Source organism: Sphingobacterium sp. UBA5670 (assembly GCF_002420705.1).
GTDB lineage: Bacteria > Bacteroidota > Bacteroidia > Sphingobacteriales > Sphingobacteriaceae > Sphingobacterium.
Genome location: NZ_DIIM01000020.1, coordinates 114396 through 131668, shown reverse-complemented (window position 1 = coordinate 131668; position 17273 = coordinate 114396). Strand labels below are relative to the sequence as shown.

The following is a 17273-nucleotide window of genomic DNA, read 5'->3' as shown; positions in this document are numbered from 1 at the left end:
AAGGCTTCTTGCTTTTTGCTCCGTATGAATTTCATACGAAGGACTACTTATAATTAGTGTGAACTTAAATTTTTCGCTTTTTCTTCATCGAAATTCGCTTCCAGTTCAGCTAACTTTTTCTTACCGTATGCCATACGTGTAATCACAACAAATAGCACCGGAACGATAAAGATTGCTAGGAGTGTGGCTGCAGTCATACCACCAAATACGGTCCAGCCGATGGTTTGACGGGAAATTGCTCCGGCTCCATGCGATAACATCAACGGAATGATACCTAAGATAAAGGCAAAAGATGTCATGATGATGGGACGTAAACGTAATTTTACAGCATCCAATGTCGCCTCATAAAGATTCATTCCGATATCAACCCGTTCTTTCGCAAACTCTACGATTAGGATGGCATTTTTGGCCGCAAGACCAATAATAGTCACCAAACCGATTTGCGCATAGATGTTATTGTCTAATGTAGGGATTAATGTTAGGGTCAATATCGCACCAAATACACCCAGCGGAACTGACAATAGAATGGAGAACGGAACTGACCAGCTTTCGTATAATGCGGCTAACAGCAAGAATACAAATAGGATACAGAGCGCAAAGATTTGAATTGTCTTCGATCCCGACTGCATTTCTTGAAGAGACAGACCAGAGAATTGATAGTCAAAGCCTTCAGGTAATGTCTGTGCAGCAACTTCTTGCAGTGCTTTCAGTGCATCCCCTGAGGAATAACCCGGTGCAGAGCTACCATTAATCTCAATACTTCTAAAGATGTTGTAGTGGTTGATGATTGAAGGCATCGTCGTTAGCTCATATTTTACCAAGGTACCCATTGGTACGGGGTTTCCTGAAATATTATTGACATACAATTTGTTGATGTCTTCAATATTCATACGATAAGGAATATCAGCTTGCGTAACAACACGGTAGCTACGACCGTACTTGGTAAAGTCGTTTACATAACTACTTCCCAGATAAGAAGATATTGTCGAATAAATACTTGAAATTGGCACACCCATACGTTTAGCCTGTTCACGATTCACTTCCAATTTGTAGTTAGGCGAGTTGGTGTTAAACATCGTATAAGCCATTCCAATTTCTGGACGTTGATTGGCAGCCATCAGGAACTTGCCTACAGTAGCTTCGAAGTCCTTGATATTGACCGTCTGCAAATCTTGAACTTGCATAGAAAAACCACCTGAAGTACCTAGACCTGGAATTGCAGGAGGTGTTACAGCCAGTACCCTTGCTTTGGTATAGCCCATGTATTTACCCATGATCATACCTGCGATGTCATTTGCTGTACGTGTACGTGTTTCCCATGGTTTTAGCGATACGAACACTGTTGCACCATTGGATTTAAACGCACGGTTCAGGATATTGATACCAGAGATTGCAGTAACATACTTAATTTCGGGGAAAGTCTTGTGTAGATCGTCTTCAATCTCTTTAAGGACTTCATTTGTACGTGCCGAAGACGAACCCTCTGGCAGTGTAATACCCGCGAAAAATGCCCCTCCATCTTCGGAAGGAATAAATCCTGTTGGCTTGGTTGTAAACATCCAGCCTGTTCCGATGAAAATACACAATAGAATAATCAATACAAGCGGTGCTTTTTTAATCGCTTGTTTTACTCCATTTGAGTATTTGATGGTCACTTTTTCAAACCAAACATTGAATTTGTAGAAAAACTTATTCAATCCTTTTGCACCTTCATGTACTGCTGTAGGTTTTAATAAAATCGAACATAATGCTGGGGTTAACGAAAGTGCGATAAATGCCGACAACATAACCGATACAGCGATCGTGATGGCAAATTGTTGATACAATTTACCTACCATGCCCGGAATAAAACCTACTGGAACGAATACTGCTGCCAAAATCAATGCAATCGCAATAACCGGCGCGGTGATATCGCCCATGGCACGGCGTGTCGCTTCTTTCGCATCCAGCTTATAATGGTCGATATAGTGCTGTACAGCTTCCACCACAACGATGGCATCATCCACCACAATACCGATGGCCAATACAAACGCAAGCATGGTTAAGTTGTTGACCGAAAAGCCAAACATCAGGAAGAAGATGAATGTACCGATGATGGACACCGGAATCGCCAGTACGGGAATTAGGGTTGCTCTCCAGCTTTGAAGGAAGAAAAATACCACGACCGTTACCAAAATCAATGCTTCAACCAGCGTGTGGATAACTGAAGAAATAGAGGCATTTACAACCGATACTGTCTCGTAACTGATGGTGTAATCCACGTCAGTTGGAAACGATTTCTTCAATTTTTCCAATGCAGTAACAATACCTTCTGCGGATTCTACAGCATTTCCTCCCGGAGTCTGGTTAATCATCATCGCAGATGAGGTCATGCCATTTACGGTAGAAGATGTACCATAATTGAATTGACCCAATTCAACACGTGCAACATCTTTTAAAAGTACAATAGAGCCATCTTTGTTTGTCTTAACGATGATATTTTCAAAATCTTCAGGGTTCGAAAGGTCACTATCAGTAATGATTGGATATTCAAATACCGTTGAAGACTCTTGTGGACGTCCACCAACACTACCACCAGGTATACGGGAGTTTTGTTCCGCAATCGCTGTAGATACATCAGCAGGCGTCATGCTTAGGTTCGCTAATTTGTTGGCATCTAACCATACCCGCATGGAGAATGGCTGACCAAAAGCAGTTACATCACCGACACCTTTAACACGCAATAATGCGTCTTTAACGTATAAGTTATTGTAATTTGCCAAGAAATTTTCGCTTCTTGTTCCTTTTGGCGATGTTAACGCAACCAGCATGAGGATATCGTTATTGGCTTTACGGGTTGTAATCCCTAAACGACGTACAGCTTCTGGCAGGGCAGGTTCAGCAATTCCCACACGGTTTTGCACGTCTAGGGTTGCTATATCAATGTCGGTACCAACTTCAAATGTGACAGTAATTGTTGCTTGACCATTTGAAGTACTGTTGGACGACATATAAATCATGCCAGGAGTACCGTTGATCTGACTCTCAATGAGTGTAGTCACCGTTTGCTCAACCGTCTGTGCATCTGCACCAGTATAATTGGCTGTAACCGTTACTGTTGGAGGTGCGATAGAAGGATACTGGCTAATTGGCAGTGTGGATACCGCAATAATCCCGATGATTGAAATCAATATCGAAATAACGATCGCGGTAACTGGCCTCTTAATAAATACTTCTGAAATCATTCTATATCTTTTAGATTCTCTTTAAAAATTAATGCTGTTATTTTCCTTGAGGTGCTCCTTTTGCAGCCTGTTGGGCAGCAACAGCAGCGTCAACTACCTTAACACCATTTTGGACATTCATGGTACCATCGATAATGATTTTTTCACCATCTTTAACACCTTCTTTGATCACAATTTTATCGCCGGCTTTAATGCCTAATTTTACCTGACGGATTTCTGCTTTGCTGCTATCATTAACAGCATATAGGTTAAATACCCCTAATTGTTCAAAGATAGCTTTGTAAGGAACCACCACTTCTTCCGTTGCCGACGTTGAAGAAACATTCATCGTGATGTTCATTCCAGCTCTCAATGTATTGGAATTATTTGGGAATGTCGCTCTAACTTTAATTGTTCCTGTTGCCGGATCTACAGCACGGTCAATCGTTGTAACTGTTCCTTTTCCTTCGTACGTGCTACCATCAGGCAAAAGCAAAGAAAGGTCTGAAGAAGAATGGCTGCTCTGTAATTTGGTGAACTTTGTAATATCCTTTTCATTGACCTGAAACTCAACGGCAATAGGGCTTGTTGATGAAAGTGTATTCAACAGGGTAGTACCTGGATTCACCAAAGCACCTAAACGTACCTGTGAGATACCAATTGTACCCGAAAATGGTGCGCGTATGGTTGAGCGGGATAAATTTGTGTTTGCAGTAACTAATGCAGCGCGAGCCGATTCAACCTGTGCCTGCGCAGCAGCAACACTCGATTTGGCATTGTCAAAAACTTGTTTTGCAATCGCATCTTTATCAGCTAGCGTTTGGTATCTCGCCAAATCTCTTTTTTGACGTTCCAATTCCGTTTGCTGTACCTGAAGACTTGCCTTAGCTTGTTGGACAGCCGCATTATAGCGTGTTCCATCAATTTCATAAAGGGCTTGTCCTTGGGACACTACGGCGCCATCTGAAACATATATTTTGGTGATATAACCGCTAACTTCCGCAAATAGGTCTGCTTCGTTCAACGGTTTGACTGTTGCAGGGTAGCTGATTGTACCTGTAACAATCTCATGTGATGCTACACCAAAGCTAACAGGAACAACCTTTTCAGCTTGAGCCTGAGCTGCGCCCTGCTTTGCATCTTTATTTCCACAAGAGGTCCATACTAAAGCCGTCCCAAGGAAGAAAGCGAATAATAATTGTCTTTTATTCATGATTTGTATTAGTTTCCGTTTATTGATTAATTTGTGTGAATCGCTCCAACAGCTTTCTGAACATCTAATTTACTCGATAACAAAGCATAAAGCGAGTTCAGATAATTGAGTTGTGTTGTTTTGAGATCAGTCTCTGCTGTCATGAGATCAAGGTAAGTTTTTATACCTGAATCATATTGAAGTTTGATTGTATCGTATACCTCTTTGGATAAATCCACATTTTCTTTGGCTGTTTTCCAGTCATTCAAGTTTGCGTTATAGGTCGCTTTTGCCAGCGAATATTCGGTATTGATGCTATTTTCCAAGTTTTTGATGTCCCAGTCAATTCTTTCTTCCTGCAGTCTGGATTTGTTGATTTGTTTTTTACGTTTAAATCCGTCAAAAATTGAAAAAGATACATTCAATCCAGCAACAGAACCCGGAAAATTATCGGTATAAAGCTTACTGAATTTGTCATTTCTATAGTTGAATGCATAATTATAAAAGGCGCTCACACTTGGCAAGTACGTCCATTTATAATATTGTGTACTTAACTGCTGGATCTTTTTTGATGTTTCCAATTGTTGGAATTCAATTCGATTAGAAACATTTATTCCTGCTGTTGTGTCTATCAGAATCTCCGATTCCATACTGCTATTGTCAAATGAAAGGGTCAGATTTTGACTTTTATCCAAAGCTAATAGCTGTTTTAGATATTCGTATTTATATTTTCGAAGTTCAACCGTCCGTTTTTCGTCGGCGTTTGAATTCGCTAAAGCTATTTGTGCTCTTTTATAATCTGTTTTGTCAACTATACCTACATCATATTGTGATTTGGCATCTTTCAATTGTTTTTGCAAACGGGCAATGTTTTCGCGGACAATTTTGATCTGCTCTTCTGAAGTAAGGATGTCGTAGTATGCTTTGCTGACCTCAACGACTGCAGTTATTTTTTGGTTCTCGGTATTTTGTTTATTTCCGAGACGTACCAATTCAGCTGCTTTTCTTGCTTGCATTAACTCAGGGTTCAGAATCTGCTGGTCTACCTGAAGCGTTACTGCGCTCGCATTATTCTGTCCCATTTTGATGTTATTACCACCAATATTTGCCAATGGAACGATGACGTTATAGTTGTAACTTCCTTTTAAGCCTAATTGGGGGTACCAGCCTGAAAGGGAGATGTCGATATCCTTTTCACCAATGGCTTCATCCAATTGCGCTTGTTTTACAGAGATTCGATTACGCAAGGCATAATCTATCAGCTGCTGAAGTGTTGCATTTGCCGGCAAGTTTTCAGATTGCTGTTGTGCAAATCCTGTATTACTCAAAAGCGACAGGGCCGCCAAGGAATAAACGATTTTATTAAACTTCATATATGTAATTAATTATTTTTTTCTCTATTAATTGCTCCATCCCAAATAATTCCAATCAATTCCTCCATATTTTCTTCAGAAAAGCTCAGGTCTTTGAATTTTATGCTGTGAACGGTAGACAATGCGACTCCGATGTAACTGGCCACAAGCAGATGTACATTCACTTGTTTCAAAATTTTGCGGTCTATACCTTCCTGTAAAAAATCGACAACTTTATTTTGGCCTCCTACAGGTTCCTGTATCTCAGCCTTATTTTTTTCGTAATAAGGAGAGGAGAAGAATTGCTCAAAAAAACTGAAGACATGACCGTTTTCTAAATAAAACTTCACAAAATTGCGCCACACATGGAAAAAAGAATCTTTGTAGCTGAAATCATCTTTTATACCATCAAAAATATAATCATTTAGTAATGCCCGGCAATGTTTGAACAAGGCAAAAATGAGATCATCTTTAGAAGGGAAATAATGGTAGATAGTTCCGATTGCCACATCTGACTCTTGGGCGATTTTACTCATCGGCGTCCCGTGGAAGCCGTTTGTTTGTATAAGTTTTAGTGTGCTGGCAAATACTGCCGCTATTTTTTCATTAGAATTCATCAATCGAACGTTCATTCGGTTGCAAAATTAGCGATTAATTTGTATCCAAAATGTCAGATTATTGTTATAAATCAATAAATGTAAAACGATTTGGATCAATAATACAATAAGGAAAAAAGGATAAAATTGTTTTCATCTTTTTATTTTTTTTGTCAATAGGTAATGGAAGCGTTCCGGAAGCTTAATGGGGCTGTTTAGTGGTGTTGTTTCAACTTTGGTTCAAATGGATGCGGGAATCCTTTTTTGTTCATCGGGAGGACATCTTTGTTGGGAAGTGGGTGTTAAAAAGAGAGGGAGCTTTTGGCAAAGCTCCCTCTCTTTATTGACAATTTTTTAAATTTCTTTCCACCTCATCCAAAGGGTAACTGTGTTTTCCTTTGTTGATTTTAGTATTGATATATGTCAGTACATAAGCGATATCCACAGCAGAGAGATTAGATGCCGGCATTACACTATTGAACTTTTTGCCTGCGACTTCCAGCTCACCAGAAGTTCCATGCTTGATGATACAAGCTAGTTTATGGCGATTAACCTGTAAAAATGTGGTATCTGTTAAAGGCGGGTAGAGGGTGCCCAATCCTTCGCCCTTCTCTCCATGGCAATTTTGACAATGGTTTATATATACTTTTTGACCGTTTACAGCATATTGTGCCGTTTTGATATCAACTTCACTCTGACAGCCTGTCCATATAAGCATTAACGCGCCAATTGCCAGGCATGTTGTTAGGAGAATGCGCATATTATTTTTTCGCCTCGCTCAATAAGGATGGTAGATCGTTCATTAATTTTTTTACCTGCTCATCATTCGTGCCGTCATAAGCACCTCGAATACGTTTATCTTTATCAATCAAAACAAGGTAGCCCTGATGATCATAGCCGCCGGGTGCATTTTTATCCTCTGCAGTATAAACCAGGTATTGATTGGCAAGACCATAAATTTCAGCTTTCGTTCCTGATACAAATTGCCAATGATTATTGCTTACACCCAATTTGTTGGCATAATCTTTCAAAACGTATGGCTGATCGTATTTAAAGTCGATACTATGGGACAGAAAACGAACCTCATCATTGTCTTTATATTGCTGGTATATCTTTAGAAGATTGCGGTTCATTGTCGGGCAGATGCTTGGGCAATGGGTAAAGAAGAAGTTGGCAACATACACTTTTCCATCAAAATCTTTATCCGAAATCATCGCACTATCTTGATTAAGAAGTTTAAATGGCGGTATTGTATGGTAAAGGGTATCTACAATTTTTTTTCCATCAACTGTTTTTTCTACAGCCTCCCTTTCGCCATAGATCGGTAAGTTTGTCTGACTATTATTTTTACAGGAAAAGAACCCAAGTAATAGAAAAGTTGCGCAGTAAAATTTAGTTATGGATCTCATGTTTTTATTTTTTGTTTTAAGGTTTGGCTTAACTTCCCGACTATATTAATTCGTTCCGTGGCCATTTTGTTGAACTTGTGAAGTCTTTTGGACTTAAAAATTCTTTAATTTTCCTTCACTTTCTTTGGAGACATTATCAAATATCTTTTTCATATCACTTACTTTCTGTAGTTCTGTTTCGAAATATTTGACATCTGTTGAATCCGGATTGTAGCCTTTCATCCAGTCCATCATATGGTCTGTGGCGCTTTCTAAGTTAGCTTTTAAAACACTCAGTTCTTTCCTTGTCGCAATGGTATCTAAATCCGTCCGGGCTGTCTTAATAGTTTTTAAATTTGCCAGAATGGAATCTATCTTGACGGCATCGCGGTCGAAATGGGCAATTTGGGGCATGATTTCATCATGGATTTTTATGGTTGAATCTTGCAGGGCTTTTACTGTCGTTGCGCCATTTCCATTCGTCCCACATGCTGCTATTGCCAGAGATGCGATAGCCAAAAAAGCGATTTTATTCATGTTTCTTGTTTTTGGTAATTCGACAAATATATCAATTTCTTATGGCTCGACATTTCGATTTCTGGACGGGAATGTAAAATTCAAGTCACGAATATAGGTTTCACAGCGTACCGTAGCACATAAGTCACCTGTTTTGTCTTTGATCTCCAAAGTAAAATCTCTTACAATCTTTCCTTTTGTTCTGATCGTTTGTGCGCATTCTTCAAGTACCTCTTCGGAAAGATTTACAGCATACTCTACGCTGGTCTTTCCGGGCTTCTTAAAAACGATCTGTGATGATTTTAGCCAGGCTACTGTTTTCTTGAAACCAATTTTTTGAAGATATTGATCGATCAGGATGGGAAATATAGGATCTGCAGCAGCGAATATCGTTCCACCAAATAGTGTTCTGTTTGTATTGATATTGAATGGTGTCTTGTATATTTTTACTTGGGCACCTTGAAAGCCGGGACTAATTTTTTTTACCCATATTCCTTGAAACAGAAAAGGCGGATAAATACGCAATAGCCAAGTTAAGGCAAGTGGACTGTATCTCATAAAGCAAAAATAAAACAATGTATCGGAATATTTTCTGAAATCTTGGTTTTGTAGCTTCACTATGGTATTTTTACAGCTTCAAAAAACCTAAAATGTCAACACTAAAAGAAAATCGACCCGACAATAAAGTATGGTTACTGGTTATGATCGCATCACTGGGATACTTTGTCGATATCTATGATTTAATTATTTTTTCCATTGTCCGTATTCAGTCCTTTACTGATATTGGTGTTCCCGCTGAAGAAATGCGGGTTAAAGGTGAATTTGTACTTAATATGCAAATGGGTGGTTTGCTATTGGGCGGCATCATTTGGGGAATTATTGGTGATAAATATGGCCGTTTAAAAGTGCTCTTTGGATCGATTCTTCTCTATTCTTTAGCAAATATCGCAAATGGCTTTGTACATGATGTGCTTATGTATGGTATTATTCGTTTTATAGCGGGTATTGGTTTAGCGGGAGAGTTGGGAGCGGGTATTACCTTGGTCTCCGAAAGTATGCACAAGTCAAAACGTGGTTACGGTACGATGTTGGTTGCTGGAGTCGGGGTATTGGGAGCTATCCTTGCTTATTTTGTGTCTGAAGAATTTGATTGGCGCACGGCTTATTTCGTTGGTGGAGGCATGGGTTTACTATTATTACTTTTGCGTGTGGGGTCCTTTGAATCAGGTTTGTTCAAGGAACAAGATCATTCGGGGGTAGTAAAAGGTGATATTCGCATGCTTTTTACGAATAAGAGCCGGTTAAAACGCTATATTAATTGCCTTTGTATCGGGCTGCCTATTTGGTTTGTTGTCGGTGTATTGGTGACTCAAGCACCCGAAATAGGGAAGGCATTAGGTACTACAGATGTGCTGAGTGCTGGAAAAGGGGTGATGTTTACGTATATAGGTATATCATTGGGTGATGTATTAGCGGGTATATTTGCACAAGTTTTAAAATCCCGGAAGAAAGTTGTCCTTATTTGCCAGGTAATTATCATTGTCAGTTCGCTTTGGTATTTGTTGAGCGACGGTATTACTGCAACCAAATTTTTAGGCTTAGCATTTGTGATGGGCTTAGGAGTAGGGTATTGGGCTACATTTGTAACGATTTCGGCAGAGCAATTCGGTACCAATCTCAGAGCGACTGTGGCAACTACTGCACCTAATTTTGTTCGAGGCGCACTCATTCCATCAACAATGATCTATGGGGTACTGGTCAATGCTTTTGGTATCGTACCGGCTGCAATTACTATGGTCTTATTGCTTTCAGGAATAGCGATCTATTCGCTGACACAATTGGAAGAAAGTTTTGATAAAGATTTGGACTACCTGGAAGAATAGCAAATCAGAGGCGTGTCTATTTTTTCTGACCAGGACACTTTTTACAACGTTTACCTTCTTTGTACTTTTTGCAGCACTTCTTAAAACAAGCACATGAAAAGTCAGAAAAGGGGTTCATGGCTGTATTTCTAAATTGAAACACATGGCCTTTGTTTTCTGACTCACATACATCCATCACCGATTCAATAACTTCGTTCATGAAGCAAAGTTACGATTTGTTTAAAACAATTCTAAATAATAAAATTGTTTTTACATTTTTTTGATCAGATTCTCGATAATTTTTGGGAAGTATTGGTGTTCGAGTTGCTGCCCTTTAAACTTGATGATATCCAATGTGTCGTTTGGATCAACTTTAAAACGCGCCTGATGGATAATTTCTCCTTCGTCGAAGTGTTCATTGGCAAAGTGTATTGTGATACCATGTTCCTCTTCTTTATTCGCCAGAACAGCTTTATGCACATGATCGCCATACATTCCCTTGCCACCATATTTTGGCAGGAGGGCAGGATGAATATTAATGATTTGATTCGGAAATGCTTTTAGCAGGTTGGTTGGAACAAGCCAAAGGAAACCTGCTAAGACAATAAGATCAATATTCAAGTTCTTCAGGATATTGACAACGTTGTCTGTTTTGTAAAATTCTTCACGATCGAAAATATGTGCCGGGATTTCAAAATTGTCTGCCCGCTGAATAACGTATGCATCAGGATTGTTAGATAAGATCAAGGCAACCTCAGCTTCATCTGAATATTTAAAATGTTCCATTATTTTTTGAGCATTGGAACCTGAACCTGAAGCAAAAATAGCAATTCGTTTTTTCACGATTAATGAGTATTAATAGATTTGATCGATTTAAAAATTAGCCCAAACTTACGGATTTTTTGTAAAAAAACTAAAATATTAGTGTATTGACGCGCAGTTTTAGGTATTATTGATTAAAATTAATTGAATATTCATTGTTGGTTTAAAATTCTTTAACATGAGGTTTCTTTATTCTCTGTTTTTTGCGAGCGCTTTTTTTTTAATTCAACCTGTGTTTGCACAGGCACCTAAGACACTTCCAGCCTTTACTTTTGATGAGGTTTATCAAGCAAGTAAGTTTAATTCGGATAAACTGCCCAAGTCGGGTTTTATCGTGCTGAATTTTTATGATCCTGGTTGTGGGCATTGTCAGAAAATGGGAGCGGGCATTGCACAGAACTTAGCAAAGCTAAGGAATGTTTCATTTTATTTTATCTCCATGAATGATAAAGCCTATGTGGATGGTTTTATTAATATGCATGCTAAGGCATTAAAAAATGCAGCGAATGTAAAGTTCTTATTTGATGCTGGAACGCAGTTTATCGAAAAATTCAAGCCCAGTAATTATCCATCATTATATATTTATGATGCGAAAACGAAAATGCTGATACAGCATTTGGACGGAGAAGATGATGTAAAGAAGCTATTAACAGCGCTAGGAATCAGTAGTTAGTGGTTAGTTTGTAAGGCATAAAAGCGAAGCGCCCGGTATTTCTGCCGAGCGCTTCGCTTTTTATTAGTCTTGTTTATTGATGAAGACAAATTTACCATCGAACACATCCAGTCGGATAATGGAGTCGCGACTTACTTTTCCGGATAATATTTCCTTCGAAAGTTCATTCAAGATTCGTTTCTGGATGACCCGTTTTAACGGCCTTGCGCCATAAATCGGATCATAACCAAGCTGTGCTAGCCAGTCCATCGCTTCGTCTGATGCTGTGATAAAGATATTTTGTTCGGCCAGCTGTTTCTGAACATGGGCAAATTGTAACCTAACAATATCTCCAATTTCGTCTCTGCTTAACGGAGTAAACATAATGACTTCATCGATACGGTTCAGGAACTCCGGACGGATCGATTGTTTCAGCAGGTCAAATACCTCATTGCGTGTTTTGGCAATGATCTCATCTCTATTGTCATCACTCAAATGACTGAAATTTTCTTGAATAATATGAGATCCCGTATTGGAAGTCATAATAATAATTGTATTCTTGAAGTTTACAGTACGGCCTTTGTTGTCCGTTAGATGGCCATCGTCCAACACCTGCAAGAGTATGTTAAACACATCAGGATGAGCCTTTTCAATTTCATCGAGGAGAACGACCGAATAAGGACGTCTCCGGACGGCCTCTGTCAACTGACCGCCTTCATCATAACCTACATATCCCGGAGGCGCTCCAATCAAACGGGAGACTGCGTGCCTTTCCTGATATTCCGACATATCAATACGTACCATCGATTGTTCGTCGTCGAATAAGAACTCAGCCAGTGCTTTTGCCAATTCTGTTTTTCCGACACCTGTAGTACCTAAGAATATAAACGATCCTATAGGTCTTTTTGCATCATTTAGTCCGGCTCTTGAACGGCGTATCGCATCTGAAATTGCTTCTATTGCTTCATCCTGACCGGCAACGCGTTTATGGAGTTCCTCTTCTAGATTCAGCAATTTTTCGCGCTCAGACTGAATCATTTTACTTACGGGTATTCCAGTCCACTTAGCGACAACATCGGCAATATCTTCAGAAGTCACTTCCTCTTTCAGCATACGTTTGCTTTCCTGTTTTTCGGCGAGCTCAGCTTTCAGTTTCTCCACTTTTTCCTGCGCCTCTTTGATTCGGCCATAACGTAATTCCGCAACCTTACCATAATCGCCGGAGCGTTCTGCTTGTTCGGCCTCGAGTTTATAATTTTCAATGTTTTCAATTTCCTGGTTTACATTGTCAACCAAACTCTTTTCCTCTTGCCATGCGGCACGCAGCGTATCACGTTCGGCAGATAGATTGGCTATATTTTCTGAAAGCTCCTGCACCTTTTTATCATCGTTTTCACGTTTCAAAGCCTCGCGCTCGATTTCCAGTTGCATAATGCGGCGTTCCAGTTCATCGACTGCCTCAGGTACAGAATCCATCTCCAGACGTAATTTAGAAGCGGCCTCGTCAATTAAATCAATCGCCTTGTCTGGTAGGAAACGGTCCGCAATATAACGTTGCGATAGTTCTACTGCTGCAATAATGGATTCATCCAGGATACGAACCTTATGGTGCGTTTCGTACCGTTCTTTCAATCCCCGAAGGATGGATATGGCATCTTGCGTATCTGGTTCTTCTACCATAACTTTTTGGAATCGACGTTCCAGGGCTTTATCCTTTTCGAAATATTTTTGGTATTCGTTTAACGTTGTAGCTCCGATGGCACGAAGTTCCCCTCTGGCCAGTGCTGGTTTGAGGATGTTAGCTGCATCCATTGCACCTTCACCACCGCCTGCACCCACTAACGTGTGAATTTCATCAATAAAGAGGATGATTTCGCCGTTGGAATCTGTAACCTCTTTAACAACAGCTTTTAAGCGTTCTTCAAATTCCCCTTTATATTTAGCTCCAGCTACGAGGGCGCCCATATCCAAGGAAAATACGATTTTAGATTTTAGATTTTCCGGAGCATCACCTTTTATAATTCTGTATGCAATACCCTCAGCAATAGCGGTTTTACCAACCCCTGGTTCACCGACAAGTATAGGGTTGTTTTTGGTACGACGGGAGAGTATTTGCATGACACGTCGAATTTCCTCGTCGCGGCCTATCACAGGATCTAATTTGCCAGATTCAGCATACTCATTCAGATTTCGGGCATATTTCCCTAAAGCATTGTAGGTAGCTTCGGCGTTTTGATCGGTTACACGACTGTTTCCGCGCAATTCTTTTATGGCGGTCTTTAAATCCTTGTCCGTTACGCCCTGTGATTTTAGCAGTGTTGAGGTCTTGTCGGATGAAGCTAGAATACCTAACAGCAAGTGCTCCACAGAGACAAATTCATCGTTGAATTCTTTTAAATACCCTTGTGCTTTCTGCAGCGCATTATTTGCATCACTGCTTAAATAAATGTTGCTGCCACTTACTTTAGGAAATCCTTCTATCTGCTTGTCGAGTTCAGTTCCTAAATAGGTGATATTGACGTTTAGTTTCTTTAATAAGTGACTGACAACGTTTTCATCCACAGTTAGTAAAGCTTTTAAAATATGCGCGGTTTCAATAGCCTGTTGTTGATGGCCGGCCGCAATTTCTGACGCTTTTTGTATGGCCTCCTGGGCCTTGATTGTATAGTTGTTAAAATTCATTTTGATAATCTTAATTAAAGTTTTGTTGATACGTCTAAATGATAACAATTGAAGTGCCATTCGGGTTTTAGCTGCTATTTCGGAAAAAATGGCAATCTTTTTTATTGAATCATGACAAATTTTCAGTTATTTAAAATAATACGCTTGATTTTTAAATAATTGGCTTAACAGTCAGAAAAATTGTTGTGATCGACTTGCTTTTTTGGTTGAAGCTTTCGATATTTGCAGCATCTTAAAACGGTCAGACGTTGTAAGATTGAGAAGAAGTAACGCCTCTTTAGCTCAGCTGGTAGAGCAACTGACTTGTAATCAGTAGGTCATTGGTTCGATTCCGATAAGAGGCTCTTTGAGCGACACTCATTAAAATTCATCGAAAGCCTCTTTAGCTCAGCTGGTAGAGCAACTGACTTGTAATCAGTAGGTCATTGGTTCGATCCCGATAAGAGGCTCATAAAAAAATCCCCAAGATTTTCTTGGGGATTTTTTTGTTTACTCTAAGTTCAGTTTTGCAGCAGTGGCAATTTTCTTTGGTATATCCGTATTGTCCATTTTCTGATTGAATAGTTCTGATCCGGCTCCGATAGCATATACCGGTGCATAGGCTGCCGAATGATTGTTGGAAGCCCAGCTTATTGATCCCATCCGATTTAAGATTGAAATACTCAATGCCGCTATTTTATCATCACTTGCGTAAAGACTTTTTGCCGTCTCATTTTGGTGATCTACAAAACTTTTTTGATAGGCATCCTGTAGCGCTTTACGATCTGTTTCGGGAATTTCTATTTTGGAAAACAGACCTGTTTGCAAAGAGATTAGGTTTTTTAAATCATCCCAAGTAGCATTTGGACGATCTTTACGCAAATTGCCAATTGCATTTGAAAGCTCAGACTGAGAGGTGATTTGGTGGGATAATATCTTGGTTTTAAGAGAGGAACTTCCATTTCCGATACCTAATCCTCCAGTTTCGTGGTCTGCAGTGACGACAATCAACGTTTCTTTTGGATATTTTTGATAAAATTCATAAGCCAGTTGCGCTGAGGCATTGAAGTCCAGGACTTCCTGAATAGTTGTCGCGGCATCATTGGCATGACAGGCCCAATCAATTTTGCCACCTTCAATCATTAAAAAGAAACCATTTGTGTTGTCTTGATGTAGTGAATTGATAGCTGCAGATGTGATATCTACCAATTTTAAATCACTCGGCTTTTGGTCTATGGCATATTTAAGGGCATCTACAGGCGTGCCATCCGAATTCATCAATATGATCTTATCTGATTTATTTTTTAGTTGTGCGTAAGCATCTTTTCCTTTAAGCACTTTATAACCGGCTTTTTCTAATATAGGGAAAAGTGATGGTGCCTTTTTATGATCAAATGTTGTTTCGGGTTTGAGAAAATTTGATCCGCCAAAAAAATCGAAATTGGAAGTTATAATTTCTTTACCGATTTCATAGTACATGTCGCGGTCAGGCTGGTGAGCATAAAAGGAAGCTGGGGTGGCGTGGTCAATGCTTACACTAGTAATGATACCTACTTTTTTACCTTGTTCCTTCGCTGCATAGGCAATGCTTTTATAGGGGATGGTCCCTGTACTATCCATACCGATCACGCCGTTTTTCGTTTTTTTTCCAACAGCTAAAGCGGTACCTCCTGCGCCAGAGTCGGTCACACCATTGGAGAGTGAATGTGTGGAAGCGAATCCTACATGTGGAAATTGGGTGAAAACCAATGGGATTGGACTATTTTTATGCTGTATTTCAGCTTGATGAATTTCAGTCAAATTAACTTGGTTGAGCCCCATGCCGTCACCAATTAAGTAAAAGATGTATTTTGCTTCTTGACCAAAAGAGGGGATAACATGTACAAAAACGAGGAGGAACAGAAATAAAACGTGTTTTTTCATTTGAATGGTTGTTATTTTAAAAAAACACAAATTACAGCCTTAGGATTAGCTTATTGTTAAATCTATATTATGAATGCTTTTTATTGAAGTTGTACAATTCGCTACTTGTTTATTTCTAATTTATCCATGTAGTTTCTTCGCTCTTCGCTTCGAACTAGATTCGTACCTGCTTCGAATGATCTATAGATCATGAACAGATCATGAACAATTGCCGACAGACCCTGAACAGGAATTATCGGGTCGGAAACTGGTCAATAATAGTTACCAGACTGTCCATAGCAGAAGGTGGTCCGAACACAATACGGAGACAACTTGAAAGCAGCATGAGCGATACAGACACATAAAGCCACTGCAGACCTAAAATGCCAGTTGGCCTGCTGGGCAGAATGGAAGTTTAGCTTATTAGATACAGGATAGAGATAAGCAAATTTTGAGAAAAGGTCAAGAATTTGCTGCTGTTAACGATTTTATATCCTTCACGGAAACAATATTGATTTTCTCTTGACATGTATCGATTGAATGAAGCATTGCGGCAGCAACTTGCGCAACAGGAAGAGCCTCATAGGCTTTGAATAATCCGATGCCATTGAAGACACGAAGCGCACCAATGGATATTTTTTCACCTAAACGGTCAGTATTTGGCCGAATTAGGCCCCCTGGCTGCACGATAATAAGTTTTTTAAAATCTAGGGACTTGATGTGTTGTTCAAGGCTCCCTTTTATACGGTTATAGAAGATCTTCGACTTTGGATCTGCATTAACTGCCGACAGTAAAACGAAAACTGGACAGTCATTTTTTTTAGCCAGCGCAGCAAATTGTAAATTAAGATCATGATCTATTTTCCATTGTGCTTCTTTACTGCCCGCATCCTTGATTGTGGTGCCGAGACAGGAAATAGCAATGTCGCCTTGAATATAGGTGTCAAAGTCCGCCAGCGTGTCGAAATTCACGACAACCTGTTTTAGTTTGGTATGTTCTTTAAAGGAAATACGGCGTAAAAGAACAACAATTTCTGTAATCTTATCGTATTTTAACATCAAATCTACCAGCGCTCTTCCTGTAGCGCCAGAGCCGCCAATTAAAACTACTTTCATGGTCTATGCTT

At 39.6% G+C, this 17273-nt stretch carries 14 protein-coding genes and 2 tRNA genes; 4 read left to right on the top strand and 12 right to left on the bottom strand.

Annotated features, from left to right (window positions below; genetic code table 11):
* Positions 1-53: 53 nt before the first annotated feature.
* From B3C94_RS17350 to B3C94_RS17315, 8 genes are all read right to left on the bottom strand, one after another.
* On the bottom strand, positions 54-3224 hold the full coding sequence (locus tag B3C94_RS17350) for an efflux RND transporter permease subunit (RefSeq protein WP_293905946.1): 3171 nt from the start codon (positions 3222-3224) through the stop codon (positions 54-56).
* Between the two features lie 37 nt (positions 3225-3261).
* Complete coding sequence (locus B3C94_RS17345; protein WP_293905944.1) at positions 3262-4416, bottom strand: efflux RND transporter periplasmic adaptor subunit; 1155 nt, start codon at positions 4414-4416, stop codon at positions 3262-3264.
* A gap of 26 nt (positions 4417-4442) precedes the next feature.
* A complete protein-coding gene (locus B3C94_RS17340; protein ID WP_293905942.1) occupies positions 4443-5768 on the bottom strand; it encodes a TolC family protein in 1326 nt (441 codons plus the stop codon).
* Positions 5769-5776: 8 nt separating this feature from the next.
* Entirely contained in the window at positions 5777-6364 is a 588-nt protein-coding gene (locus B3C94_RS17335) for a TetR/AcrR family transcriptional regulator (RefSeq protein WP_293905940.1), read from the bottom strand.
* Between the two features lie 319 nt (positions 6365-6683).
* A complete protein-coding gene (locus tag B3C94_RS17330) occupies positions 6684-7103 on the bottom strand; it encodes a c-type cytochrome (RefSeq protein ID WP_293905938.1) in 420 nt (139 codons plus the stop codon).
* A gap of 1 nt (position 7104) precedes the next feature.
* Positions 7105-7752, bottom strand: a complete 648-nt coding sequence (locus B3C94_RS17325; protein ID WP_293905936.1) for an SCO family protein — start codon at positions 7750-7752, stop codon at positions 7105-7107.
* A 93-nt stretch (positions 7753-7845) separates the two neighbouring features.
* Positions 7846-8268: a transposase gene (locus B3C94_RS17320; RefSeq protein WP_293905934.1), complete on the bottom strand. Its 423-nt coding sequence runs from the start codon at positions 8266-8268 to the stop codon at positions 7846-7848.
* A gap of 39 nt (positions 8269-8307) precedes the next feature.
* Positions 8308-8805: a DUF4442 domain-containing protein gene (locus B3C94_RS17315; RefSeq protein ID WP_293905932.1), complete on the bottom strand. Its 498-nt coding sequence runs from the start codon at positions 8803-8805 to the stop codon at positions 8308-8310.
* Positions 8806-8897: 92 nt separating this feature from the next.
* On the opposite strand from B3C94_RS17315, the gene B3C94_RS17310 reads away from it, so the two are divergent.
* Complete coding sequence (locus tag B3C94_RS17310) at positions 8898-10130, top strand: MFS transporter (protein ID WP_293905930.1); 1233 nt, start codon at positions 8898-8900, stop codon at positions 10128-10130.
* 249 nt (positions 10131-10379) lie between these two features.
* On the opposite strand, the gene purN is transcribed toward B3C94_RS17310, so the two are convergent.
* Complete coding sequence (gene purN, locus B3C94_RS17305) at positions 10380-10952, bottom strand: phosphoribosylglycinamide formyltransferase (protein ID WP_293905928.1); 573 nt, start codon at positions 10950-10952, stop codon at positions 10380-10382.
* A 157-nt stretch (positions 10953-11109) separates the two neighbouring features.
* On the opposite strand from purN, the gene B3C94_RS17300 reads away from it, so the two are divergent.
* Positions 11110-11604, top strand: coding sequence for a TlpA family protein disulfide reductase (locus tag B3C94_RS17300; RefSeq protein WP_293905926.1), 495 nt, complete (start codon positions 11110-11112; stop codon positions 11602-11604).
* 63 nt (positions 11605-11667) lie between these two features.
* Here the strand turns inward: B3C94_RS17300 and clpB are convergent, their stop codons facing one another.
* Positions 11668-14265, bottom strand: a complete 2598-nt coding sequence (gene clpB / locus B3C94_RS17295; protein ID WP_293905924.1) for an ATP-dependent chaperone ClpB — start codon at positions 14263-14265, stop codon at positions 11668-11670.
* Positions 14266-14536: 271 nt separating this feature from the next.
* On the opposite strand from clpB, the gene B3C94_RS17290 reads away from it, so the two are divergent.
* Together B3C94_RS17290 and B3C94_RS17285 are read left to right on the top strand one after the other, a co-directional pair.
* Positions 14537-14609: transfer RNA gene (locus B3C94_RS17290), tRNA-Thr, on the top strand.
* 32 nt (positions 14610-14641) lie between these two features.
* Positions 14642-14714: transfer RNA gene (locus B3C94_RS17285), tRNA-Thr, on the top strand.
* 40 nt (positions 14715-14754) lie between these two features.
* On the opposite strand, the gene B3C94_RS17280 is transcribed toward B3C94_RS17285, so the two are convergent.
* Positions 14755-16167 carry an alkaline phosphatase gene (locus B3C94_RS17280; protein WP_293905922.1) on the bottom strand — a complete coding sequence of 471 codons (1413 nt, stop codon included), beginning with the start codon at positions 16165-16167 and terminating at the stop codon, positions 14755-14757.
* A 441-nt stretch (positions 16168-16608) separates the two neighbouring features.
* A complete protein-coding gene (locus tag B3C94_RS17275) occupies positions 16609-17262 on the bottom strand; it encodes a hypothetical protein (RefSeq protein ID WP_293905920.1) in 654 nt (217 codons plus the stop codon).
* Positions 17263-17273 lie beyond the last annotated feature (11 nt).